The organism is Acetobacter sp. P5B1 (genome assembly GCF_018811985.1).
Classification (GTDB): Bacteria; Pseudomonadota; Alphaproteobacteria; order Acetobacterales; family Acetobacteraceae; genus Acetobacter; species Acetobacter cerevisiae.
Genome location: NZ_JACRVS010000026.1, coordinates 1 through 20,500 on the forward strand (window position 1 = coordinate 1; position 20,500 = coordinate 20,500).

At 55.8% G+C, this 20,500-nt stretch carries 11 protein-coding genes and 1 tRNA gene; 4 read left to right on the top strand and 8 right to left on the bottom strand.

From position 1 onward, the window contains the following. From KP703_RS12720 to KP703_RS12740, 5 genes are all read right to left on the bottom strand, one after another. Nucleotides 1–184 (bottom strand): transposase (locus KP703_RS12720; RefSeq protein ID WP_215755216.1); only part of this gene is annotated, 184 nt, incomplete at its 3' end. After that, the gene (locus KP703_RS12725; RefSeq protein WP_373687497.1) at nt 117–2,927 is read right to left on the bottom strand and encodes a hemagglutinin repeat-containing protein; all 2,811 of its coding nucleotides are present in this window, start codon (nt 2,925–2,927) and stop codon (nt 117–119) included. The genes KP703_RS12725 and KP703_RS12720, both read right to left, overlap by 68 nt. A gap of 1,022 nt (nt 2,928–3,949) precedes the next feature. Further along, nucleotides 3,950–12,289 carry a filamentous hemagglutinin N-terminal domain-containing protein gene (locus KP703_RS12730; RefSeq protein WP_215755218.1) on the bottom strand — a complete coding sequence of 2,780 codons (8,340 nt, stop codon included), beginning with the start codon at nt 12,287–12,289 and terminating at the stop codon, nt 3,950–3,952. Nucleotides 12,290–12,303: 14 nt separating this feature from the next. Further along, complete coding sequence (locus tag KP703_RS12735; protein WP_215755219.1) at nt 12,304–14,070, bottom strand: ShlB/FhaC/HecB family hemolysin secretion/activation protein; 1,767 nt, start codon at nt 14,068–14,070, stop codon at nt 12,304–12,306. A gap of 48 nt (nt 14,071–14,118) precedes the next feature. Continuing rightward, on the bottom strand, nt 14,119–14,754 hold the full coding sequence (locus KP703_RS12740; RefSeq protein WP_215755220.1) for an invasion associated locus B family protein: 636 nt from the start codon (nt 14,752–14,754) through the stop codon (nt 14,119–14,121). A gap of 735 nt (nt 14,755–15,489) precedes the next feature. Here KP703_RS12740 and KP703_RS12745 point away from each other — a divergent pair. From KP703_RS12745 to KP703_RS15695, 3 genes are all read left to right on the top strand, one after another. Continuing rightward, nucleotides 15,490–15,557: transfer RNA gene (locus KP703_RS12745), tRNA-Glu, on the top strand. 238 nt (nt 15,558–15,795) lie between these two features. Continuing rightward, a complete protein-coding gene (locus KP703_RS15690; protein ID WP_252354064.1) occupies nt 15,796–16,047 on the top strand; it encodes a hypothetical protein in 252 nt (83 codons plus the stop codon). Between the two features lie 118 nt (nt 16,048–16,165). Then, on the top strand, nt 16,166–16,402 hold the full coding sequence (locus KP703_RS15695; protein ID WP_252354065.1) for a hypothetical protein: 237 nt from the start codon (nt 16,166–16,168) through the stop codon (nt 16,400–16,402). 92 nt (nt 16,403–16,494) lie between these two features. Here the strand turns inward: KP703_RS15695 and KP703_RS12755 are convergent, their stop codons facing one another. Together KP703_RS12755 and KP703_RS12760 are read right to left on the bottom strand one after the other, a co-directional pair. Further along, a complete protein-coding gene (locus tag KP703_RS12755) occupies nt 16,495–16,926 on the bottom strand; it encodes a GFA family protein (RefSeq protein WP_215755221.1) in 432 nt (143 codons plus the stop codon). A 61-nt stretch (nt 16,927–16,987) separates the two neighbouring features. Beyond that, nucleotides 16,988–18,184 (bottom strand): MFS transporter, encoded by a 1,197-nt coding sequence (locus KP703_RS12760; protein ID WP_215755222.1) that lies wholly within the window; start codon nt 18,182–18,184, stop codon nt 16,988–16,990. A gap of 97 nt (nt 18,185–18,281) precedes the next feature. On the opposite strand from KP703_RS12760, the gene KP703_RS12765 reads away from it, so the two are divergent. After that, nucleotides 18,282–19,205, top strand: coding sequence for a LysR substrate-binding domain-containing protein (locus KP703_RS12765; protein ID WP_062271330.1), 924 nt, complete (start codon nt 18,282–18,284; stop codon nt 19,203–19,205). Between the two features lie 52 nt (nt 19,206–19,257). Here KP703_RS12765 and KP703_RS12770 read toward each other — a convergent pair whose 3' ends face one another. Further along, nucleotides 19,258–20,397, bottom strand: coding sequence for an epoxide hydrolase family protein (locus KP703_RS12770; protein WP_215755223.1), 1,140 nt, complete (start codon nt 20,395–20,397; stop codon nt 19,258–19,260). Nucleotides 20,398–20,500 lie beyond the last annotated feature (103 nt).

A 20,500-nucleotide genomic window follows, 5' to 3' on the forward strand; every position in this document is an offset into this window, starting at 1 on the left:
GCACGAGATAGCGCAGAGCATTGATGATCTCACGGAAATCGGTTGTCCGTTTCCGACCACGCCGGTTCGCAGGGGGCATCAGAGGCGCTATGCGCTCCCATTCCTCATCTGTCAGATCAGACGGATAGCGTTTCGTCTTGCGTGTAATTCCGGCCATGCGGCCTCGTTGTGCTGGCGTCCACATCCTGCCTTTGAATCACACTCAAAACCTCTTGAAAACCTATCATAGCGAATTTCCAAAAGGGCTCTAAACCGTTTTGCTTCAAAGCCTCTGATTGTCTAAGCACCTGATCTTTTGCCTTGGAAGTTGTCACCACAGAAAGCTTCCGGTCAACCAAAACATCTCCGTCAAAACCATCAAAACGGACAGTTGATTGCGTTCCATCAGGGTTGGATTTAGTTAAGGCAGGAGCCTGACCTTTTTGGGTCTCAATATTCGAGCGTGACCCTGTTGCATCATCATCATAAGCTCTCGCACGCTTACTCATGCTAGCATTTTCGTCAACCCATGTAACTTTCTCGGAAAGTTTTTCATCAGCGAATACTTTATTTGAAATCTTTCCTGAGCTTCCTTCCATCATATGGACGGTATCGTTCACAACACCTTTTGTCTGTGAAACCTTCTCTCCCACCTTAGCTGCCGCCTGCAACTCCTTAAGGCCCGTTATAACACCAATAATTTTTCCTTCTGGAATGAGGCTCGGCAAAACTCCTGTCGCAAATTCTGTTCCTGCCTGTTTATAGGCACCATTCTGCACATCTTCCACGGTCTTGATCGTCGACATTCCCGTAGCAAGCGGCGGAAACATAAACTCTAGAACGTCCTGATTCTGCCCCGTATCCTTTAAGTAATCAAACCGTTGCGTCGTTCCCAGAGACGCCTGCAGAATCGCCGCTTCCGCAGTCCCAACCCCCGGAATATCGGTCTTATGTTGAGGCGCATACGCGTCAACACCAGTCGCAGGATTACCTTCTGGTGTAACCGTCGGATATTCACCACCAAACCGATAATCGCCCTCTCCTCCCCGCGTATCAGATCCCGCATGATCCTTTCCGGCAGCCCATGCTCCCTGCCCGTTGGTCTGATCTTCGGAAGACGCGGAGGGGGACGTTCCATTTCCAGTACCAGACGTCGCCGTCAGTTCATTATCCGGACCATCCGCATCTCCCTGCGCCGCATAAACGCTCGCCTGATCCCCTTCAGGTCTCTGCTGACTGAGTGTTTTGCCATCACTCATTTGCACTGGCTGGCTCTTCGGCCCCCACCGTTTATACGCCTGAGCCCCCACTTCTACAGCTGTTTCTGCCGCCGTCTCCGCAGCCGTCTGCGTATTCAGCGTGTTGTTAACTTTCGTGGCGTTAAAGGTGTTATCCAGATGCCCGTTCGCCGTGGTCAGGTCCGTATCGTATGTGCCGTGCGTCTCTCCGCTCTCAACCCCAATATTCCCGGTGATGACCGTGTTCGTCGTCGTGGTCTCGTTGTAGTCAACATGGCCAACCGCAACCGTTACCGTCTTCGCGGCATCCATGAGCGAGCCCGCCGTGCTGAAGCCGCCGCCAGCCGCAAAGCTCGTCCCGCTCCAGGTCGACTGATTGTCTTCCCCGGTCGTGTCCAGAGATTGCGTGTGGAAATGGTTCAGGCTCGCATCCGCCGTGCTGCTGATCACACCCGCCTTCAGCGTTGTGTTGCCAGAAACATCAACATCAAGACCACCGTTGCCGGCATACAGTCCAGACTGCGTGGCTTCCGTAGAGCGATACGTATCCTTTACCGTCTGACCCGCAACATGCGCAGACCCGCCAAAACTACCAGCACCATAAACAGGGATCGAAACACTGAACCCGCCGCTCTCCGAATTACTGCTGTAACTGGCCGTGTCCTGCGGGCTGCTGATCACCAACATTCCGCTCTTCACGCTCACGCGCTCACCATTGACTTCCGCGCCATCCAGCGTCGTCGTGCCGGGTGTATTCAGTGTGACAGCATGGGTCGCGCTGACCGTCGTGTCCACGTTTGTCGTGCTGTCAGACTCACTGTGCTGGCGCGAGGCCGAGGCGGACGCCGTCACACTCACACCCACGTTCCCCGTCGTCCCGACACTCGCCTCAACACCCACAGATGCCGATTTCGAACTGCTCGTCGCCTCCGTGTGGTCCGTGTTCACACCAGAGTGCAGCGTCAGGTCTTTCTGCGCCGCAAGGGCTACATCCTGCCCTGACAGATGGGCGGCCGTCGCACTCAGATCACCATTGTTTTTGTCGGTAGCGTTATCCCCGCGCGCCTCAATCGCAAGCGTCCCGCCAGCAGAGGCCGTAGACCCCTGCACCGTCGTCCGCGTCTCGCCCGACCGGCTCTTGTTACTTGAGAACCCGACCGAAACCTGACCGCCAATAATGTTGTTGGTCGTCGCACCCCCAAGAGCCGACATGCCCTCGCCAAGCCCGGTCTGGATCCCCGCCAGAGCAGACTGCACGCCTGTGCCGGACTGCTTTGCCCCAAGGGCTCCGTTAATCGCCTGACCCACCATCGAGTCCGACGAGATCCCGCCCGTTACCCCGATGCTCTTATCCTTGTGCATCGCGGTCTGCGTCGTGCTGCTCTGCTCGGTGGTGAACGCAACGGAAGACCCGCTGATGCCAAGATCCTTCGCCGCAGCCACAACAGACCCGTCAATCGTCACCGGCCCGTTCGCGCTGATGCTCAGGCTGCCACCCGTGCTGGCAATCACACTCGGGGTGTAGGTGCTGCTGCTGACACTCTGCGTATCCGTGCGGGAGCCGTAGCCCACCGTCCCACTTGCCCCCTGCGTGCTCAGATGCAGGCCAGCCACATGATGGCTAGACGCTTCACTGGACGCGCTGTGCAAAGCACTTTCTGTAAACGCACCGCCGGACTGGAGCGTGACATCACCGCCGCCGCCCACCATGCCCGCTGCAACCGTGGTGCCGACATCCGTGCTGCTGCTCTGGCTGTTCGAGAAGCTGCTGTGTGTGAGGAACCCGCTCTTGCTGCCAGAAATACTTTCTGACTCGCTGTTCGTCACAGCCCCCAGATCCAGAGATTTCCCTGCCAGAAGCGTGGTGGACCCTTCGGATGTCAGGGTGGCCCCGGCTGCCTTCAGGTCTCCCCCCAAGGCCGCAAGTGTCGCGTTCCCGCCAGACGTGATGGTCGTGCNTGCCCGCTGCAACCGTGGTGCCGACATCCGTGCTGCTGCTCTGGCTGTTCGAGAAGCTGCTGTGTGTGAGGAACCCGCTCTTGCTGCCAGAAATACTTTCTGACTCGCTGTTCGTCACAGCCCCCAGATCCAGAGATTTCCCTGCCAGAAGCGTGGTGGACCCTTCGGATGTCAGGGTGGCCCCGGCTGCCTTCAGGTCTCCCCCCAAGGCCGCAAGTGTCGCGTTCCCGCCAGACGTGATGGTCGTGCCGTAATTCTGTGTCTGGCTGCCGCTCATGCTCAGGGACTTGCCCGAAACAGCTGCCGCCTGCTGCACCGTCGTCGTCCCAAGCGTCAGACCATCACCGGCCAGAACACTCAGATCRCTCCCCGTCGTCAGCACACCACCGTTGAACGTGATGTCCTTCGCGGCAGACAGGCTGGCAGCACCCGTCGCCGTGATAGTCCCGACAGAGGCAAGCTGACCCTGCGTGCCGCCCTGCACAAGATATGTGTTGATCGTATCACTGTTGAGGATCGAGCCATCCTGCGCCGTCAGGCTGACGGTTCCGCCAGACAGCGACCCGGTGTTCGTAATGTCTCCCGATGTCGCCGTAATCGACAGCGCATCCTGTGCCGAGACACTACCGCTGTTCGTCACCGAGGCGGCCGTCAGGGACACATTCTTCCCTGAAATACTCGCGCCCGTCAGCGCCTCATGCCCCGGAGCAAGATACAGCTTGGGCACAAGAACGGTTTGACCGTCCACAACCTCGTTCTGATACCACACAATGTCAGACGTCAGCGCCGCCTGCTGCGCACTGCTCAGACCCNCCGGTGTTCGTAATGTCTCCCGATGTCGCCGTAATCGACAGCGCATCCTGTGCCGAGACACTACCGCTGTTCGTCACCGAGGCGGCCGTCAGGGACACATTCTTCCCTGAAATACTCGCGCCCGTCAGCGCCTCATGCCCCGGAGCAAGATACAGCTTGGGCACAAGAACGGTTTGACCGTCCACAACCTCGTTCTGATACCACACAATGTCAGACGTCAGCGCCGCCTGCTGCGCACTGCTCAGACCCTGCCCGATACTCAAACCAAGCTGGTTACTCTCACTGACCGCATTGTCCAGCAAGGCCTGCATCTGGCTCGAAGCCGTAGTGAACGTGCCCCCCAGGAACGTCTGCCCCGTGGCAGACACAATCTGCTGCTGCACATACTGCTGGTCAAACGCGGAATCCCCCAGGAACGTGTAGTCCTGCGGCTGGTCCCCCAGACGGTCCAGAAGATATTCAGACCCGTGAAACGCCGTCAGGCTCGTATAGGCCGGGTTCGTCTCAATCAGAACATGCGCGTCCGGCGAAGAGTTGGGCACATACAGCGCCTTACCCGCGGGAACAGAAGAAATCACCTGCGAGACAGACGCTGCGGCTGCCCCGGTAAAGCCCGGAAGTGCGAGGTTCTGAGCTGTTGTCGCCCCGCTCTCATGACCTTCGGGGGGCAGAACATTTCCGTAAACGGGGGCTGTTACAGAGGAACCCGCCGGAACACTGGTCGTTGCCCCGCTTCCTGACTGCGTACTGACCGCCTGCGTCGATCCGGGAGAAATGCCCTCAAGCGTTCCGCCAGAAACCGCTGAGGCCTGCCCGGTGGCTGTCGTTCCTGTCTGGCTGGCAAGCTGTCCGCCGGATACCGCACCAGCCCCGGTCGTGCCTGAAGACGTTGCTGTAGAGGCCTGTGCAAAACTGCCAGCACTCCCCGGAACGACCAGACCGCCGCCTGATGCCGCAGCAACAGAGCCAGCCGGAGAGACGTTGCCGGGTGTCGTGCCGGAATAAGCGTTCGCCGAGGCCAGCAGGTCCGGCGTTGCGTGCGCCACAACGGTCGTGTTGTTAAGCTGGCCGGTAAAGGACCCCGTCAGATTGCCGCCGGCCACGATGGAGCCGCTCAGGCCGGTATAGGTGGAACTTCCCCACTGGGTGGTATGGGGTCCTCCATTCAGGTTCATCCATCCCGGATTGCCGGCTGAATTACTGGAAGCCGCAGGGTCCGGTGTTACGAACTGAGATCCGTCCGATGGCGTAAACCAGCGCTTCAGATGAGGAGAGTTTTCAGTCAGGCTCCAGACGATTTCCGTATCATAGCCTTTATTCGTCAGGCTGGCCCCCGTAAGCGCCATGTCCTGACCGGCTGCAATGTGACTGGCATCATTGAGAATATCGCCCGTCGTCTCAACAACAAGATTTCGGCCCGCACTGATCAGTGCCGCAGCATTGTCTGCCGTTGCTGACGAACCTGTCCCTGTCACCTCAACAAAGGAAGAGGCCGAAGCACCATCAAGGGCTACAATATAATATCCGGTGCCTTTCTGACCTGTAGCGGAATACCACAGCTCAGGCACATAGATTTTCATAACATGATTGTAATACCGGTTGATTGCACCATAGTTGGCCAGGGATGGATTGAGTGCTGGCGGCGTAGCAAGCGCATCCGTGCCAACCGTATATTTTTTGTCATAAACAACCTGGTCGCTGGTGGTTGTCACACCGCCCAGAATATCATTCGTCAGAGACGCCGCCCGGATCACGACATCCCCGGCAGCACTCCCTGCCATGATCTCACCCGAACGGTTCAGCACGTCCCCGGCATACGGTCTGGACAGACCACCAATCTCAATACTGCCCGCATCAGACAGAATTGCGCCCTGAACATTGCTCAGCGCACCGTCCAGCGCGAGGCTCAGGCCGCCCGTGCCATCAAGCAGACCCGTATTGCTGATCGCGCCGGGCGTGCGCACACTCAGCGTACCACCGGCCATCATCGCACCGGCATTATTGACGGACGATGCCGAAATGTGTGCATCGCCTTCCGCAATCACGCCGCTCCCTGCGGTAATGCTGTAATCGCCGTTCAGAGTGAGCGTCATGTTCCGGCCAGCAGAAAACAGCATCGGATCGCTGATCCCGCTGCCAAGCGTAACGCTCATATCCCGACCGGCAGATAATCCGGTAGCCCCCGTCAGGACCTGCGTGTTCAGGGCAAGATCCCGCCCGGACTGCACCATGCCTCCCGTATCATCAACAGACTGCAGCGCAGCACCATTTGGCGCGCTCAGAGACAGATCACCGTTCTGCGTCAAGACTGTTCCAGAACGATTGCTCAGCGTATCCGCGATGACGGTCAGGCTTTCCCCGGCCTGCAACACGCCAGTATTATTGCTGATGGTTCCGGCACTCTCACCGGAAGCACTTTCAGCCAGTGTAACACTCCCCCGATCGGAAAGAACCTTGCCGCTGCTGTTTGTCAGGCCCGTCGTATAGAGTGCAAGATCACTGCCAGCCTCAATCAGTCCATTGTCATTCGCAACAGGGCCGGACGTTACTGTGGCCACACCATCGGTTGCGATGAGCCGGCCATTCTGAGAGTTATCGAGCGACGAGGCGGCTACCGTCAGGCCGCCCTCTCCGGCCCCAATCTGCCCGCCTCTGTTATCAAGCTGATCTGCAGAAAGAACAGCGTTCCTCTTACCATAGACCAGCCCTGTATTTGTGAGATTCCCTGGGGTGGAGAGTGTCAGGTCAGACCCGGCCAGCAGCAGATTGCTATTTGCAACAGACCCTGCGTTGACGGTCAAAGGGTTGCCATACGCCGTAATTTCCCCGGCATTACCCAGTGCGCCGGACACGCTCAGAATTTGCGCCCCGTTCGACAAAATACCGCCCGTTGCAGTATTTTCTAAGGAGTGTGTCCCGATCTTAAGCGTTGCACCCGCACCGGTGGACTGGATTGTCCCTGCATTGTCCAGACCAGTCGCACCACTCAGGTTCAGCGCAAGATTTCCCGCTGTGCTGGCAATGACGGCTCCGGCATCATTTGCGACGCTGTCTGCCGTAAGCGTCAAAGAACGACCTGCCGCGATGACACCACTATTCTGCACCTGATCGCTCAACGTCAGGGTCATATCCCCCGCCGCAGCCAGACGACCTGCAGGGAGCGTTGCATCCGGGACGGGGTCTTGCGTGGTATAGCGTCCAGCTGCCAGAGACAGGGTGCCGTTACTTTCAATCTTACCGTTGGCATTTGCCACGACACTGCCGGTTGTTCCCGCCAGCGTCAGGCTGTCACCCAGCGCCAGGATCGAGCCATTCGCGTTATTCAGGGTGCTGAAGGGCAGAATAATGGCGCCGCCAGCCTGAAGCGTCCCTGTGCTATTATCAACTGCGCCGGCAACACCATCAGGAGAGAGCACCGTCAGATCGCCAGCTTTTGCAAGAACGGTGCCCCCTGCATTCTGGAGTGTATCCGTCGTGAGCGTGACGGAACCACTGCTCTGAAGCACGCCACCCGTGCCATTCATCACCTGCCCGGCCTTCAGCGCAAGATCGCCCGCACTGGCAATAACTGTGCCAGCCCTGTTGTCCAGAGCACCACCGGCAGTCAGGTCAATCACAGAACCACCAATCTGCCCCCCGCCATTGCCAAGCATCCTGCCGCTACGCGCCGTCAGAACACCCCCGCTAAACAGCGTGCCGCTATTCATCAGGCTGTCATTCGCCGCAACACTCAGAGAAACCGCACCTCCAGCAAAACCACTGTTCGTGACACTGGCAGCCGAAATCGCAGCAGTTCCTTTTTGCGCCAGCATCGTGCCTGAAGATGTCAACGAACCCGTGTCGGAGACCGTCAGATCACCCGCAGCACTCAGGGCACCGGTATTGTTGATCTTATCCGCCGTCAGCCGAACCGAACCGCCTGCCCCCGTTGCTTCAAGAGCACCGGCATTCACCACCGAGCCCGCATGAACCGTCAGCGTCCCTCCCGTACTGGCGATGACGGAAACATCCACGGCCGTCGCTGCACTGTGCGTCACAAGGCTGCCTGCCGTGAGATCAAGGTCACCAGCCGCAATGATATGGCCGGCGTTATCCATCTGCCCGGATACAGAGGCACTCAAAGTGCCTCCGGTGCTCAGAACCGCACCGACGTCACTGCTGTAAGACCCGGCGACAAGAGACAGATCGGTTGCGGACTGGATGATGCCTGAACTGTTGTTCAGCAGCCCCTCTGACACAAGCGTCAACGGACCCGCATGACTCAGAATTGTACCACCAGTATTATCGACTGACGCAGACCGAACTGTAACGCCGGTCTGCCCCTGAAGAGTGCCCCCTGTATTGGAGACTGTCCCGGCCTCCCCCGAGGATAGACCTGAAACAGTGAGCGCCCCGCCACAGGCAAGAAGCACCCCACTCTCTGTGTTTGTCAGACCATCTGTCCTGATGGTCAGATCCTCAGCCCCCTCAAGCAGCCCGCTGGCGTTAAGAATATGGCCAGCCACAACGTTAAGCTGGCCGACAGCCGCAATAATCTGCCCATTCGTCACACTCAGATCCGCAGCCCTGACAGCAATATCGCCCCCACCCGCGCCAACCTGCGCTGACGCGCCTGCAACGGACATCGTCTTTCCGGCAGTCAGCGTCAGGTCGTTCCCTGCATAAACCACACCGCTCGTCGTCAGATCATGACTTGCCGTCACGGTCGCTGATCCGCTGGCCGCGAGGGTGCCGCTGTTTCCAAGCGTGGGCGTGGAAAGGGTAAGGTCTCCCCCAAGAGCACTCAGCTTGCCGCTGTTCGTCACGTCTCCCAGGGCCGTCAACACTGTCGCGCCACCGGACAGAACGGCTCCGCTGTTCACAAAGCCGCCGCCAGTCTTCAGCGTCAGAAGATATCCTGTCGCCAGGGTCTCAATCGTACCCGCATTCGTCACGCCACCGCTGCCTGTCGTTGTCAGGCTACCATCACCTGTCACGGCAGCAAGGACACCGCCCGATCCATTCCGGAAAGATCCGGCAGTAATCGCAAAACCCTTCTGTCCAACAAGACGGCCCTCATTCTCCAGAGCTCCTGTCATCGTCAGGGTCAGCACATCCGTACTGATCAGTGCGCTAGTGGCATCACTGCCGTAGGTCTCCGTATTCAGGGTCACACGCCCGGCACCCCCAAGAGTACCTCCCTGATTCAGAAGACTGTTCATCGGCACAGATCCGTCAGACAGCGTTAATGCGCCCCCCAGTGACAGAATAGTACCACCCGAACGGTTATCCAGAGAGGTGGCAGAAAGGATCACGTCTCTCTGCCCCTGAATGGTACCGTTCCGGTTATCCACGGATCTGTTCAGCATCAGATTTACGCCGCCAGACGACGAGATGATGCTGCCTGCGTTGTTCGCCATCGTATCTGCGGAAAGGTTCAGAGCACCGGTCCCGGATCCAATCTGTCCACCACTGTTGTCCAGATCAGAAGACACCCTCAGTGTATCAGCGCCGGCGCCATAGAGTGTGCCACTGTTCGTCAGCGCACCGGACGTCTGCACAACCAGATCGCCCGCAGTCGCGGCCAGTGTGCCGCTATCAGTCAGATCATGCGCCTGGACCGTCAGCCCCTGCCCTTCTGCCTTCAGGCTTCCGCTGTTGTGGATAGCCCCGTCTGCCGTGATCGTTCCTGATCCCGCAGCGCCAATCGTTCCCGTATTTGTCAGGCTGGTTGCCGAAACTGTCAGATCGCCAGCATCAACGTTTCCGATCTGCCCCGCGTTGCTCAGACCGCTCCCACCTGCTGTCAGGCTCAGTGAACCAGATTGTACTGCAATCTGGCCATTCTGATCATTCGTAACACCACTGGTCGCCGTCACAGTCAGTCCCGACAAGGCTGCCAGACTACCACTATTTGCCAGTGTCGCCGTTTTCAGAGACAGATTTCCACCCTGGGCGCTGAGCGTTCCACGGTTCGTTACAGCTGCGTCAGCACTCAGCGCAACCGAGCCTACTCCGGTCAGCAAACCACTGTTTGCCAGTTCGCCAGCACTGGCAACTGTTAACTGACTGCCCGTCGCAAGCGTTTCAATGGTGCCTGCATTTATAAGTCCGCCACGACCTGTGACCGTCAGCCTGCCATTGCCTTGTCTCGCCGCAACAAGCCCGCTGCTCTCATTTTTCAAGGCACCGACAGTCAGGGCAAAACCCTGCTCACCGATCAGCTGCCCCGCATTATCGAGCGTCCCCGTCATCACCAGTGTCAGAACACCCGAACTGGCCAGAGAACTGGTCGCATCGCTCACATAATCCGATGTGTTCAGAGACAGGCTCCCTGCCGCTCCAAGACTCCCGCCCTGATTGAGAACACTGTCCATCGGTGCCTGGCCATGCGTCAGCGTCAGAGCGCCACCGGTGGAAAGCACGGCGCCACCAGCACGGTTATCCAGAGACGCTGCAGAGAGCATCAGATCACCCGCGGCCTGAATTACGCCCCTGCTGTTCGCAATCGTATCTGCCGTCAGAGTAGCCGGAGCCACGGCAGAGATGATTTTTCCGGCGGTGTTGTCAATGGTCTGTGCCGTGAGAACAAGCGGACCCGTCCCACTGCCAATCTGGCCACCGGCATTCCGCAGAGCACCGGACAGAGCCAGAGTCCCCGCACCGGATCCATACACCGTACCGCCATTGTCAAAGCTCGCCGCCGAAACCGTCAGATCCCCCGCAGACACCGTTTCAATCTGTCCGGCATTCGTCACCGCACCCCCGGATGCCGAAAGAACGAGCGGTCCTGACTGCGCCGTTATGGAACCTGACGCGCCATTCGTGACATTCCCTGCAGACGTCAGGGACACGCCTGTTACAGCAGAGATAACGCCATCATTTGAAACAGGCCCCGAGATGCCAAGAGACAGAGCCTCTCCTGATTTAAGGATCGACCCCGCAGAGGCGGTCCAGGAAGAGGCCGTAGCACTTAGAGTGCCCGTCGATGCAAGCTTACCACCAGAGACCGTCACATTGCCGGCACTCAGCGTCAGGGTGCCACCCGAGGTCGAGGCCTCACCTGCATGACTGAAGCTGCCATCCGTCTGTATCGCTATATTCCGAACAGAAGCCAGCGTGCTGCCTGACGTGGTCGTTACAGATCCCGCCCGAACGGAAACACCCCCCTGTGTCGCTCCGATTTGCCCGCTATTGCTGAACGCACCCGAAGAGGCAAAGGACGCGCCATCCTTTCCTGAGGCCGTCATCGTGCCAGTGTTCGTGAGAGAGGAACCTGAAATGCTCAGGGCCTGTCCCGCAGACACTATGCCGGTATTACTGACATCGGCTGTCGAAGCGATCCGTGTATCCGCTCCAGACTGGAGCGTGCCAGCATTCTGCACACCTCCTGCCTGAACAGAAACATTTCCGGTGGCTGTCATGGAACCATTCAGCACAAGACGACCATCTGCCGTCAGCGTCATGTCACCTGCATTGGCCGCCATGGTGCCATTAACCCGCACACCAGCACCGGCTTCATTGACGACCATGGAGATCTGACCAGCATACATGCCGCCCAGCGCTGAACTGTCGATAGAAAATTCCGGCGCTTTGGATCCGTCGGATTTCAGAGCATGCACAGTTCCGGTTTCGTAATCAAACCGACTGCGACCAACCACCAGACGGGCTGTCTGGGCATTGACCTTGGCATCAAGGGTCACACGGCGGCTCAGAATATCCAGAACCGGAACTGCCGTGAAATCCCCGCCCTTGCCTTCAAACGCAATAAGACCGTCGCTGACAGTCAGGGCGGACAGCTTGCCGCTGGCGTCAATTTCCGGATGACCTGTCGACAGGCTCACCCGATCCGTATTGATAAAACCGCAACCGTTACAGGTGATACCATTAGGGTTGGCAACAATAACATTTGCTTTTTGCCCTGCTACTTCCGTATAGCCCAGCATCTGGCTGGCCTGATGCCCGGTAACTTCATTCAGAATAACGTTGGCGGCTTTACCATGCAGGTTGGCATTCCCGTACACATAGCCACCAAGCTTCGTCTGCGTCGCCTGGGTTGCGTTATTGAGAATCAGACCTTTCTGTTCAACGCCGTATTGCGTGAACATATTATGCGACAGCCCCGCGCCATTAGGCGTTGCAATATTGAGCTGCTGAACCCCGTTGGCCGTTCTGTCCAGATTAGGAGCTGGTGCAGAAGGATTGGTTCTGTTGTCAATGACAATAGATGGCGCAGCCTGCTGGGCATTTGCAAGAGTGGGTGCCAGCGCAAGAGAGAACGACGTCCCTGTTGCCACAACCTGTCGGAAAAATCGTTTCATGGACAGCCACGCCATCAGAACCGCACTCCTGCCTGAAAGGCCACGACCCATCCCTCATGCGGTAACGGACCACGAGCAATTGAATGTGTAATATTGGAATTCCAGAATATGGAACCGGTTGTTTTTCGAATTCCTATGCCTGCACCGGCAATATTTCCACCCTTGAGAGCAGGCGGCAAGGCACGCGAATGATATCCCGCCCGGGTCATCCCGCCATCGAGAATGCCGTAAAGCTCTGCGCCTTCCACAAAAAGGCGACAGAAACCGGTATAGGCACCGCATCCCTGATTCATGCCAGGCCGGGCAAACCGCCAGGAGACATCATTCCGAATATAAATCCCGTCATTCCCCAGCAGGATCTGGCGCAAGAAGCCCCGGACCGTATAGGGACCACCCAGCTGAAGCTGATCTGTCGTAAACAGGTTGCGGGTGCTGTATTCTCCATGCACGGATGTATGCCACAACAGCCCAAACGGGAGCGGCTTGTAGCCATCAATGTCCAGGCTCGGTTTGACATATTGCGTGTGGGGATCTTCAGGAGTCGGGTTGTCATAGACAGAATGCGTCCCGACACCTCCCACGCCAAAGCGCATGCCCAGCGTCATGTACCAGACACCACCCCAGGCCTTAAGTGACTCACTTGCCTGCGCCGTCACAGAGGCCTGACGCGCACTTTGCGTGTTCAGGCGCACATGGTCCAAAGTGGAATTGAACGATTTAAGTTCGTAAAAAGCCTGTAAGGTGGTGACACCAATCCGGTTACGCGCCACGACACGAGACAGACCGAACCGAAAATCCTTGCGCCGACCACCCAGTCTGTAATCTTCATCCAGGGTCTGCAGATGATAGACGTCATCAGACATCCACCAGCCGCCAAATACGGTCCATTTGCCAAAAGGAATGGAGCCGTTTGCAGAAATATATTGCGTGCCGCGCCGACCGGCATCGCCAACCAGAGAATGATCATATTCCACAGACCACATATCCAGCAGCCCCAGCACATCCTGTGCTGTCAGCATGGCGTGTCCGGCTTCGTGCCCTGTTTCATACTGGCCGTTATTATCCGCCCAGATCTGCCCATGAATATAGCCAGGGGATGACTGACGAATTTTGACCGCGGATGTTCCCGGAAACTGTCCTGGGACAATCTGCATTGTTGCAGACCAGTTTGGCAGCCGGTTCATCTGATCCAGCCCCTGCTCCAGATCACGGAGATCCAGAATATGATCACGTAATCCCGGAAAAGCCGTCAGTTCATGAAAACGGGGGGATATTCCCTCAAACTGAAAGCCCGAGAGCATGCCTTCCACAACAACAATATGCAGCTGACCGTCCTGCAGGGACTGCTCGGGCAAATACGCACGGGAGGTCACATGCCCCTGCGCCATGTAGGCTCCATTGATATCATCAAGAGCATGATTGAAGTCGGACACGCCCAGACATCGCCCCGTATATCGGGCTGACAGCATGGCACGCGCGGTGACCGACAAGTGAGGCGCACCATCAATCGAGAGAGACCTGATCGCCACACATCCCTTTGCCGCAGAAGACTGACGCGGCGTGTTCAGGAATTCCGTATTACTGCTGGGGGGCGGCAACATATCCAGTTGCTGCTGGCGCTGCTGATAACGCTGAAACTGATCCTGCGATGACCCCGGCCCTGCAGGCAACCCGACAGAAGGCGGAATACCTGCGTCTCCACCTGGCGCTGCAAATGCAGCACAAGGTACAACGAGAGACGCCACTCCCAGAATGGAGCAGAGAGCTTTTTTATAATTCATCGTAAAACCAGAACAGGCTAAAAAAATTACTGTAATCGTAAATAGAAATTACTGCGCAGGAGCTGACTGTGAACGCGCAATCCAACCGTCGACCGTCCTGAGTGCACTATCAATGCCATTCAGTGTGAAATTGATTGTCAGCACGCCGCCAGCCAGCTTGTTCACTTCAATATGGCCAGTCTGACCATGCTGCAGCATGTCAACCTGAGCGGCCGTCAGATCCAGAGTGGACAGACACCCCGAAGACACACAGCTCTGCCAGGCCAAAGTCAGGGGAGCCTCCTTGCCGACAACAAGGCGCGCTGCCTGTTGAAGTGACAGCCCCAGAGGAGTCATTAGTGTCAAACGCCAGGGACGACTGGAAAGCGGGTTTTTGACAGCATCATCCGTTGCGCGCGCCAGAATAACCCCTCCCAGAGGAATGGTCTGCTTTTGCGCATCCTGCATCATCAGACGCTGCTCAGCGAGGCAGACATTGGGAGCAGCATTTGGAGCAGATGAGGGAAAAATACACCGGTAAGTCCATTCACCAGCAGAGCCAGACAGGGTCACAGGAGAGACTGTCGGCGCAGAAGACGCGGAAGACAGCGCACTCTTCACCGCAGCTTGCGCAATATCGGTCCCTGCCACAGCAACAGTCAGGAAAGTGGATAAAACCACTCCGCACACGACTAAACGCTTCAAAAGCTCTACTCCATTAAAATTTAGTTAGCATGCATTTATTACAAACCTGACATCCTGAAAAGAGGTGCCCTAAATATTTACGCTCATTTTTTACGGGTTAGTAATATTATTACTGATTCGATACCACCATGCCTGATCCGAATACAATATTCAAACCATATCCCCGAACCCTATGAATGGTCAGGTATTTCTTAGTTTTGTATCGATGATTAATCTAATAGAAATCAGAATTTTCAGGGTAGACTGATTGCCTTACCTTCCCAGAGTGTTTAACCAGCTCTGAGGACACAAACACAAAGCAGAAGACAAGTCCGCCATGTTCTTGTTGCTGTTTCAAGGGGTTAGAAAAGTGTCACTGCGGGTTGATGCAGGTTCGAGTCCCGCAGTTCGCAATATCTAAGGCACTGATTTTATTGAAAATCACAAAAAAATATGAAATATGAATTTCTACATGGTCGTCTTCCCAATCAGAGAACTTTTTAGACTTGCGACCGCACTATAAACTTCAGACATCTCGTGCGCTTACGGTCGGACTACGTAACTTTCGCAGATATTACGTCAAGCAATCTCCCGAGAATTAGTCGCGCATATGCCCTCTATACGAAACACTGAATACAGCTGACAGAAAACCATGCACCATTTTTGCACCACAATAAGGAAGATTTAGGGTGACAAGCCGTGAGATTGGATGACATAAATGTATCTGTTTTTCATATAGTTATGACAGGAACCCCTAGATGACCACGGTCTATTTTTGCCCTCTCACGGCGACAACACGGGTTCGAATCCCGTACGGGACGCCATTGTTTTCAATGGTTTTTTGACGAAACTCCTCCAAAAAATATGTGTTTTTGCACCCTCGCGAGGAACGTCGTAGTGTCCTCTCATGGCGGAAGAAATCAACACGCCAGCAGGTGATGTCATGAGGGGGCACACGGCCCCCGCCACAGGCAAGCCTTTACCTTGCGGGGTGAGCTATCCTGGCCCCAAGCAATACATGACCCGTAAGGTGGTCGACGGTCGACGGTCGACGGTCGACGGGTGCAGCAGACTTTCTCCACTGCGACGCAAGCCCGACGCTGGCTCAATGAAACAGCCGCCAAAGCAGAGCTTGGCCAGTTCACAGATACGCACCCTTTCGACAAGATGACGATTGGCACACTTGTTGAACGGTATCGCGATGACTGCATGGCCGATCGGAAAGCCGACAGGATCGGGCATATCCCAGCCATTCTGCGCGACGCCTCAAGGAAAGTCGGGCCTCTTCTCTTCCTGGGAAATTTGAACGCCTGATTGAAGCCGTCAGTGCCTCCAGCTCGAGAAACGTGCCACTCTTCCTCATCAACCTAAACCGACACAGCTGATCTTTGATGCGGGAACTGAAGCCGCTTTCAGTGTCCGATATGGGTGTATGGTTCGAAGTGCCGGACTGAAAGATCTGACTTTTCATGATCTACGCCATGAAGCGACCAGTCGCCTGGCAAAGTTGCTGCCCAATCCCCTGGACCTCAAACACGTGGCCGGTAAGCATGACCTAAAATCACTGGATCGATATTATCAACCCGTTCCTGAGGATATCAGCCGGCAGATTGAAGACGCTAAACGTGTATTGGGCATGCTGGAAGAGGATGAAAACCCAAAGGAATAGAGTCTTTATTCCCATGAATAATCAAGAATTTTCTGAAAAACTACAATCAATTGACTTAAGTTAAGGACTCCCTCCACCTGATCATGAGATTTTCAACGTTTTAATGTACTTTCAAAATACAGGGTTCCAGCCAGTTGCGCCGGCTTTCCAGTATCGTTCGGATGATTGGCCCCATCCATCACCGGGACTTCCGGAAAGTCAAAAGGACTAACTCCGTCCAGACAGGCCACATTTACCGCATGCCGGTTCGGATCAGAACGACGTTGATGATGCGTGTGTATGCCGCAGCGAGAACAGAAGAAATGCTGTGCTTTTCTCGTATTAAATCGGTAGCTTGTCAGTATGACATTACCCTGAAGAATGTTTATTCCATCCAGCGCTACCGCCGCGACAACTGATCCACGCATCCGGCAATAAGAACAGTTACAACGACGAACTGATTTAAGGTCGTCGCTGAGTGTCACTTCAAAACGGACCGCGCCACAATGGCACCCTCCTGTTCGATTGTTCGTAATGCCTGTCATGGTACATTTCTCCTGAACAGAAATAGTTTGTGTCACCAGCCTGGGTTACCGTCTGCGCCTGTCAGGACGAGACAGGCTTCATGAACGATCCCAACCGAAGCACCATCGGTACTATGAGCAGAGCTGTCGCGGCTGTTGCCAATTGGCCTGTTGTCCGGCTGAGATGATCGGCAATGGCACCATAAACAATCGGAGCTAGTCCGCCCGTACCAATTACTCCGGTGTAGAACACTGCAAATGCCCGCCCAGTATCGCCACCAGGTGCCAGTTCCGGGACTGTTCCGTACAGGGCCGATGACGTACCGTTCAGGACAATGCCAAGCAGAGGAAGAAGTATCAGTGTGCCTGACAGCGGCGTAATCAGCGTGGCGATGATCAGGAACGATGTTGTCATTTCTGTCACTATGACACTTCTGACGATACCAAAATGATCAACCAGCCACCCGCATGTTGCCTTCCCCAAAGCACCGCCAGCAAAGAGAAGTGCCAGAGCAATCCCGACCGTCGCCGACGAACCTCCACACGCATGAATGAGAAAAGGCAGGAACAGCAGATAGCCCATCCGTGTCGCGGTATCGAAGGCACCTATCGCCAGCAACCAGGAAAAACCGGCACTGTCACCTTCAGCCTGCCGGTGCTGAGAGGCCAGTATGGGAGGCGCAATATGTTGTGGTATGAGCCTTATCAGCACAAAGGACAGAACCAGCTCCAGCAGCGCCAGAAAACCTGCGACCGGACGCCAGGCAAAGATGGGTAGCAGAAGCGCGATAAAGGCTGGCAGGATAGCTTTGCCGAGATCCCCAGAGAAATTATAAAAGCTCAGCGGACGTCTTACTGCATCGCCATAGCACTCAATGATCAGCTGAGATGCCCTTGGATGCTGGATACTCGACCCGATACCTGCAAGAACAAGCCCACAGCACAAGCCCTCAAACCCCATTGGAACCGCCATTATGGCAAGGCCGCCAGCCGCAATCACTGTGGACAGGACGAGCGTGTTGCGCGGCGAGCGCCCCTTCAACAGCCGATCCGCAGGTACCTGCAGACCACCCATTGTGCCGAAATAGAGTGCGCGCACGATTGCAAGCGCCATATAGGAAAGCCCGAACTGTGATTGCCAGACTGGAAAGAAAGCATAGAGCCCGTCTGTATAACCATCGTGCAGAGCATGGACGAAACAGGCTGCTATCAGTCCCCGCCGTTTTTCCTGAGCAGAGACAGGCTGGTGCGCAGGTTCCGTTATGGTGCTCATCTGCATGTCATACGGTCCTTTCACAGACCATCTTAAACATGTGACTTTTCAGAGAATAGATGGAATATTCTCACCATACCTGTCAGCTTTTATCACGGTTTTCATGCGTCACCTCCCTCCCCTCAATGCTCTGCGTGTTTTTGAAGTTGCTACACGAACAGGCAGCTATACTGCGGCAGCATCTGAACTCGGCCTGACACATGGCGCTGTCAGCCGTCAGATTGCATTATTAGAGAACTGGCTGGGCCAACGCCTTTTCAGCCGCTCCGGGCGACGCATGGTCGCAACGCCAATGGCGCGCATTTTCGCAGCTGAAGTCAGCGGTGCTTTCGAAAGGATGACCGCCGCAGCTGAAGCATGTGGACGACCTGATGCGCGGCGGATCCTGCGCGTCAATGCGCCGGTTAGCTTTGCCATGCGTTGGCTGATCCCAAGACTGGAAGTTTTCCATGCTGCGTATCCATCGATAGAAATTGTCGTAACAACTGTTTCAACGGTGCATGAGGAACTCCGTGGTGGCTTCGACGTGGCCATTCGACGAGGCGTGGCCGGTGCGGGGGCATGGCCACACCACCACGCCACGCATGTGCTCGACGATGTCGATACTCTGATCATGAGCCCATCGTTGTTTTCTCAACGACCTATCCTTGGTCCTGCCGATCTTGAAGGGCATAGACTTCTGGCGAGTGAAACACGACCGGGGGACTGGATCGACTGGCTTGAAGCCGCAAAACTGCCCCATCTCATCGGCCGCCCGCGTACCGTGTTCGACCATTTTTTCATCACCCGGCAAGCCGTGATGGATGGGCTGGGTGTCGGGATCGGTCCTTTGCCGATGCTTGATATCGACATTGCGCTCGGGCATCTTGTAACACCCCTTCCTGACATTCAGGTACGCCGCACCGGTTATGTCGCGTTACTTCCCAAAGGGGCAGACAATACCACCCCCTCCACGCGCTTCGTTAAATGGCTGGCAGCAGAAGGAATGGCCAGACACCAACAGCCAGCCGACAAAAAGATGCTATGAACGTCTGGAAAAAAGGGGCTTTCTGGAATTTAAGAAACTAAAATTCACTGTTTCAGAAATGTTTTTTCGATACCCTGTCAATGAAAGTCCGAAAATCAGCCAACATCAGATCTGGCTCTTCCAAAGCAGCAAAATGGCCACCTCTGTCCATATTAGTCCAATGCACGATATTATAGGTTTTCTCGGCAAATGAGCGGCACGTTGGCAGGAACACGGGATCTGGAAACGCAGCAACTCCTGTCGGCACATGTATGCGCGTGCCAGCCGGAAACCGATCCGAACCTTCCAAACGCCTGCCCCGGTAAATCCATGTTGCCGTTACGAATGCCGAAGGCGCAACATAAAGCATGATATTCGTAATAAGCTCTTCTTCCGAGAACTTACTCCAGATATCCGGGCTACCATCGGCAGTTGCCGGAAGGTCCGCCCACTTACCAAACTTTTCGAGTATCCATCCAGCCATACCAACCACGCTATTAGCCATTGCAATCCCCAATGTCTGCGGGCGCGTTGACTGTTCGTGACTGTAGTCGGTTTCCCTGTCAAGGATCGCGGTACGATGGGCGAACAGCTCTTTTTCCTCAAAGGTTTCCGGGATGGCGTCAGCTGCGAAAATGCTCATCGTATTGAGATGGAAGCCAAGCAATGCCTCAGGATGTGTAAATGCCATCCAACTCGCGATATGCCCACCCCAGTCACCGCCCTGAACAACGTAGCGCGTCTGACCAAACAGACGAACCATCAACGCGTGCATCAGTGCGGCCACCCGACGCGGGCCCATGACACCGGTGATCGGATTAGAAAAGGCAAAGCCGGGGAGCGAAGGAACAACAACATCATGCCCCTCAGATGTCAGAGGCTTTAACACCTGTTCAAACTCAAGATACGACCCTGGCCAGCCATGGAGAAGCAGCACAGGCAGTTTGGAGCCATCACCTCTCATATGAACGAAATGGAGATGCTCGCCCTCAATATCAGTCATAAAGTTGGGCAATGCATTAAGACGCTGCTCGACTGCTTGCCAGTTATAGTTGTTCGTCCAGTAGGTCATGAGGCGCTTCAGGTCATCAATTCCAACGCCTGCTGACCATCCGCCCGCATCGGGAAGCTGGCTCCAGTCGTAGGCTTCGATATTGGTCCTGATCGTGGCAAGCCGTTTCTTAGATATGTTGATGATGTAGGGCGAGATCATGACTTTCCTCACCTGGCTCTGTGGATGAAGCGTTACCCTATTAACTACCTGGGGTCATCATGGTTCAGGAAGCTCGCTATATTCCTTGCGCTGCCTCATAGCA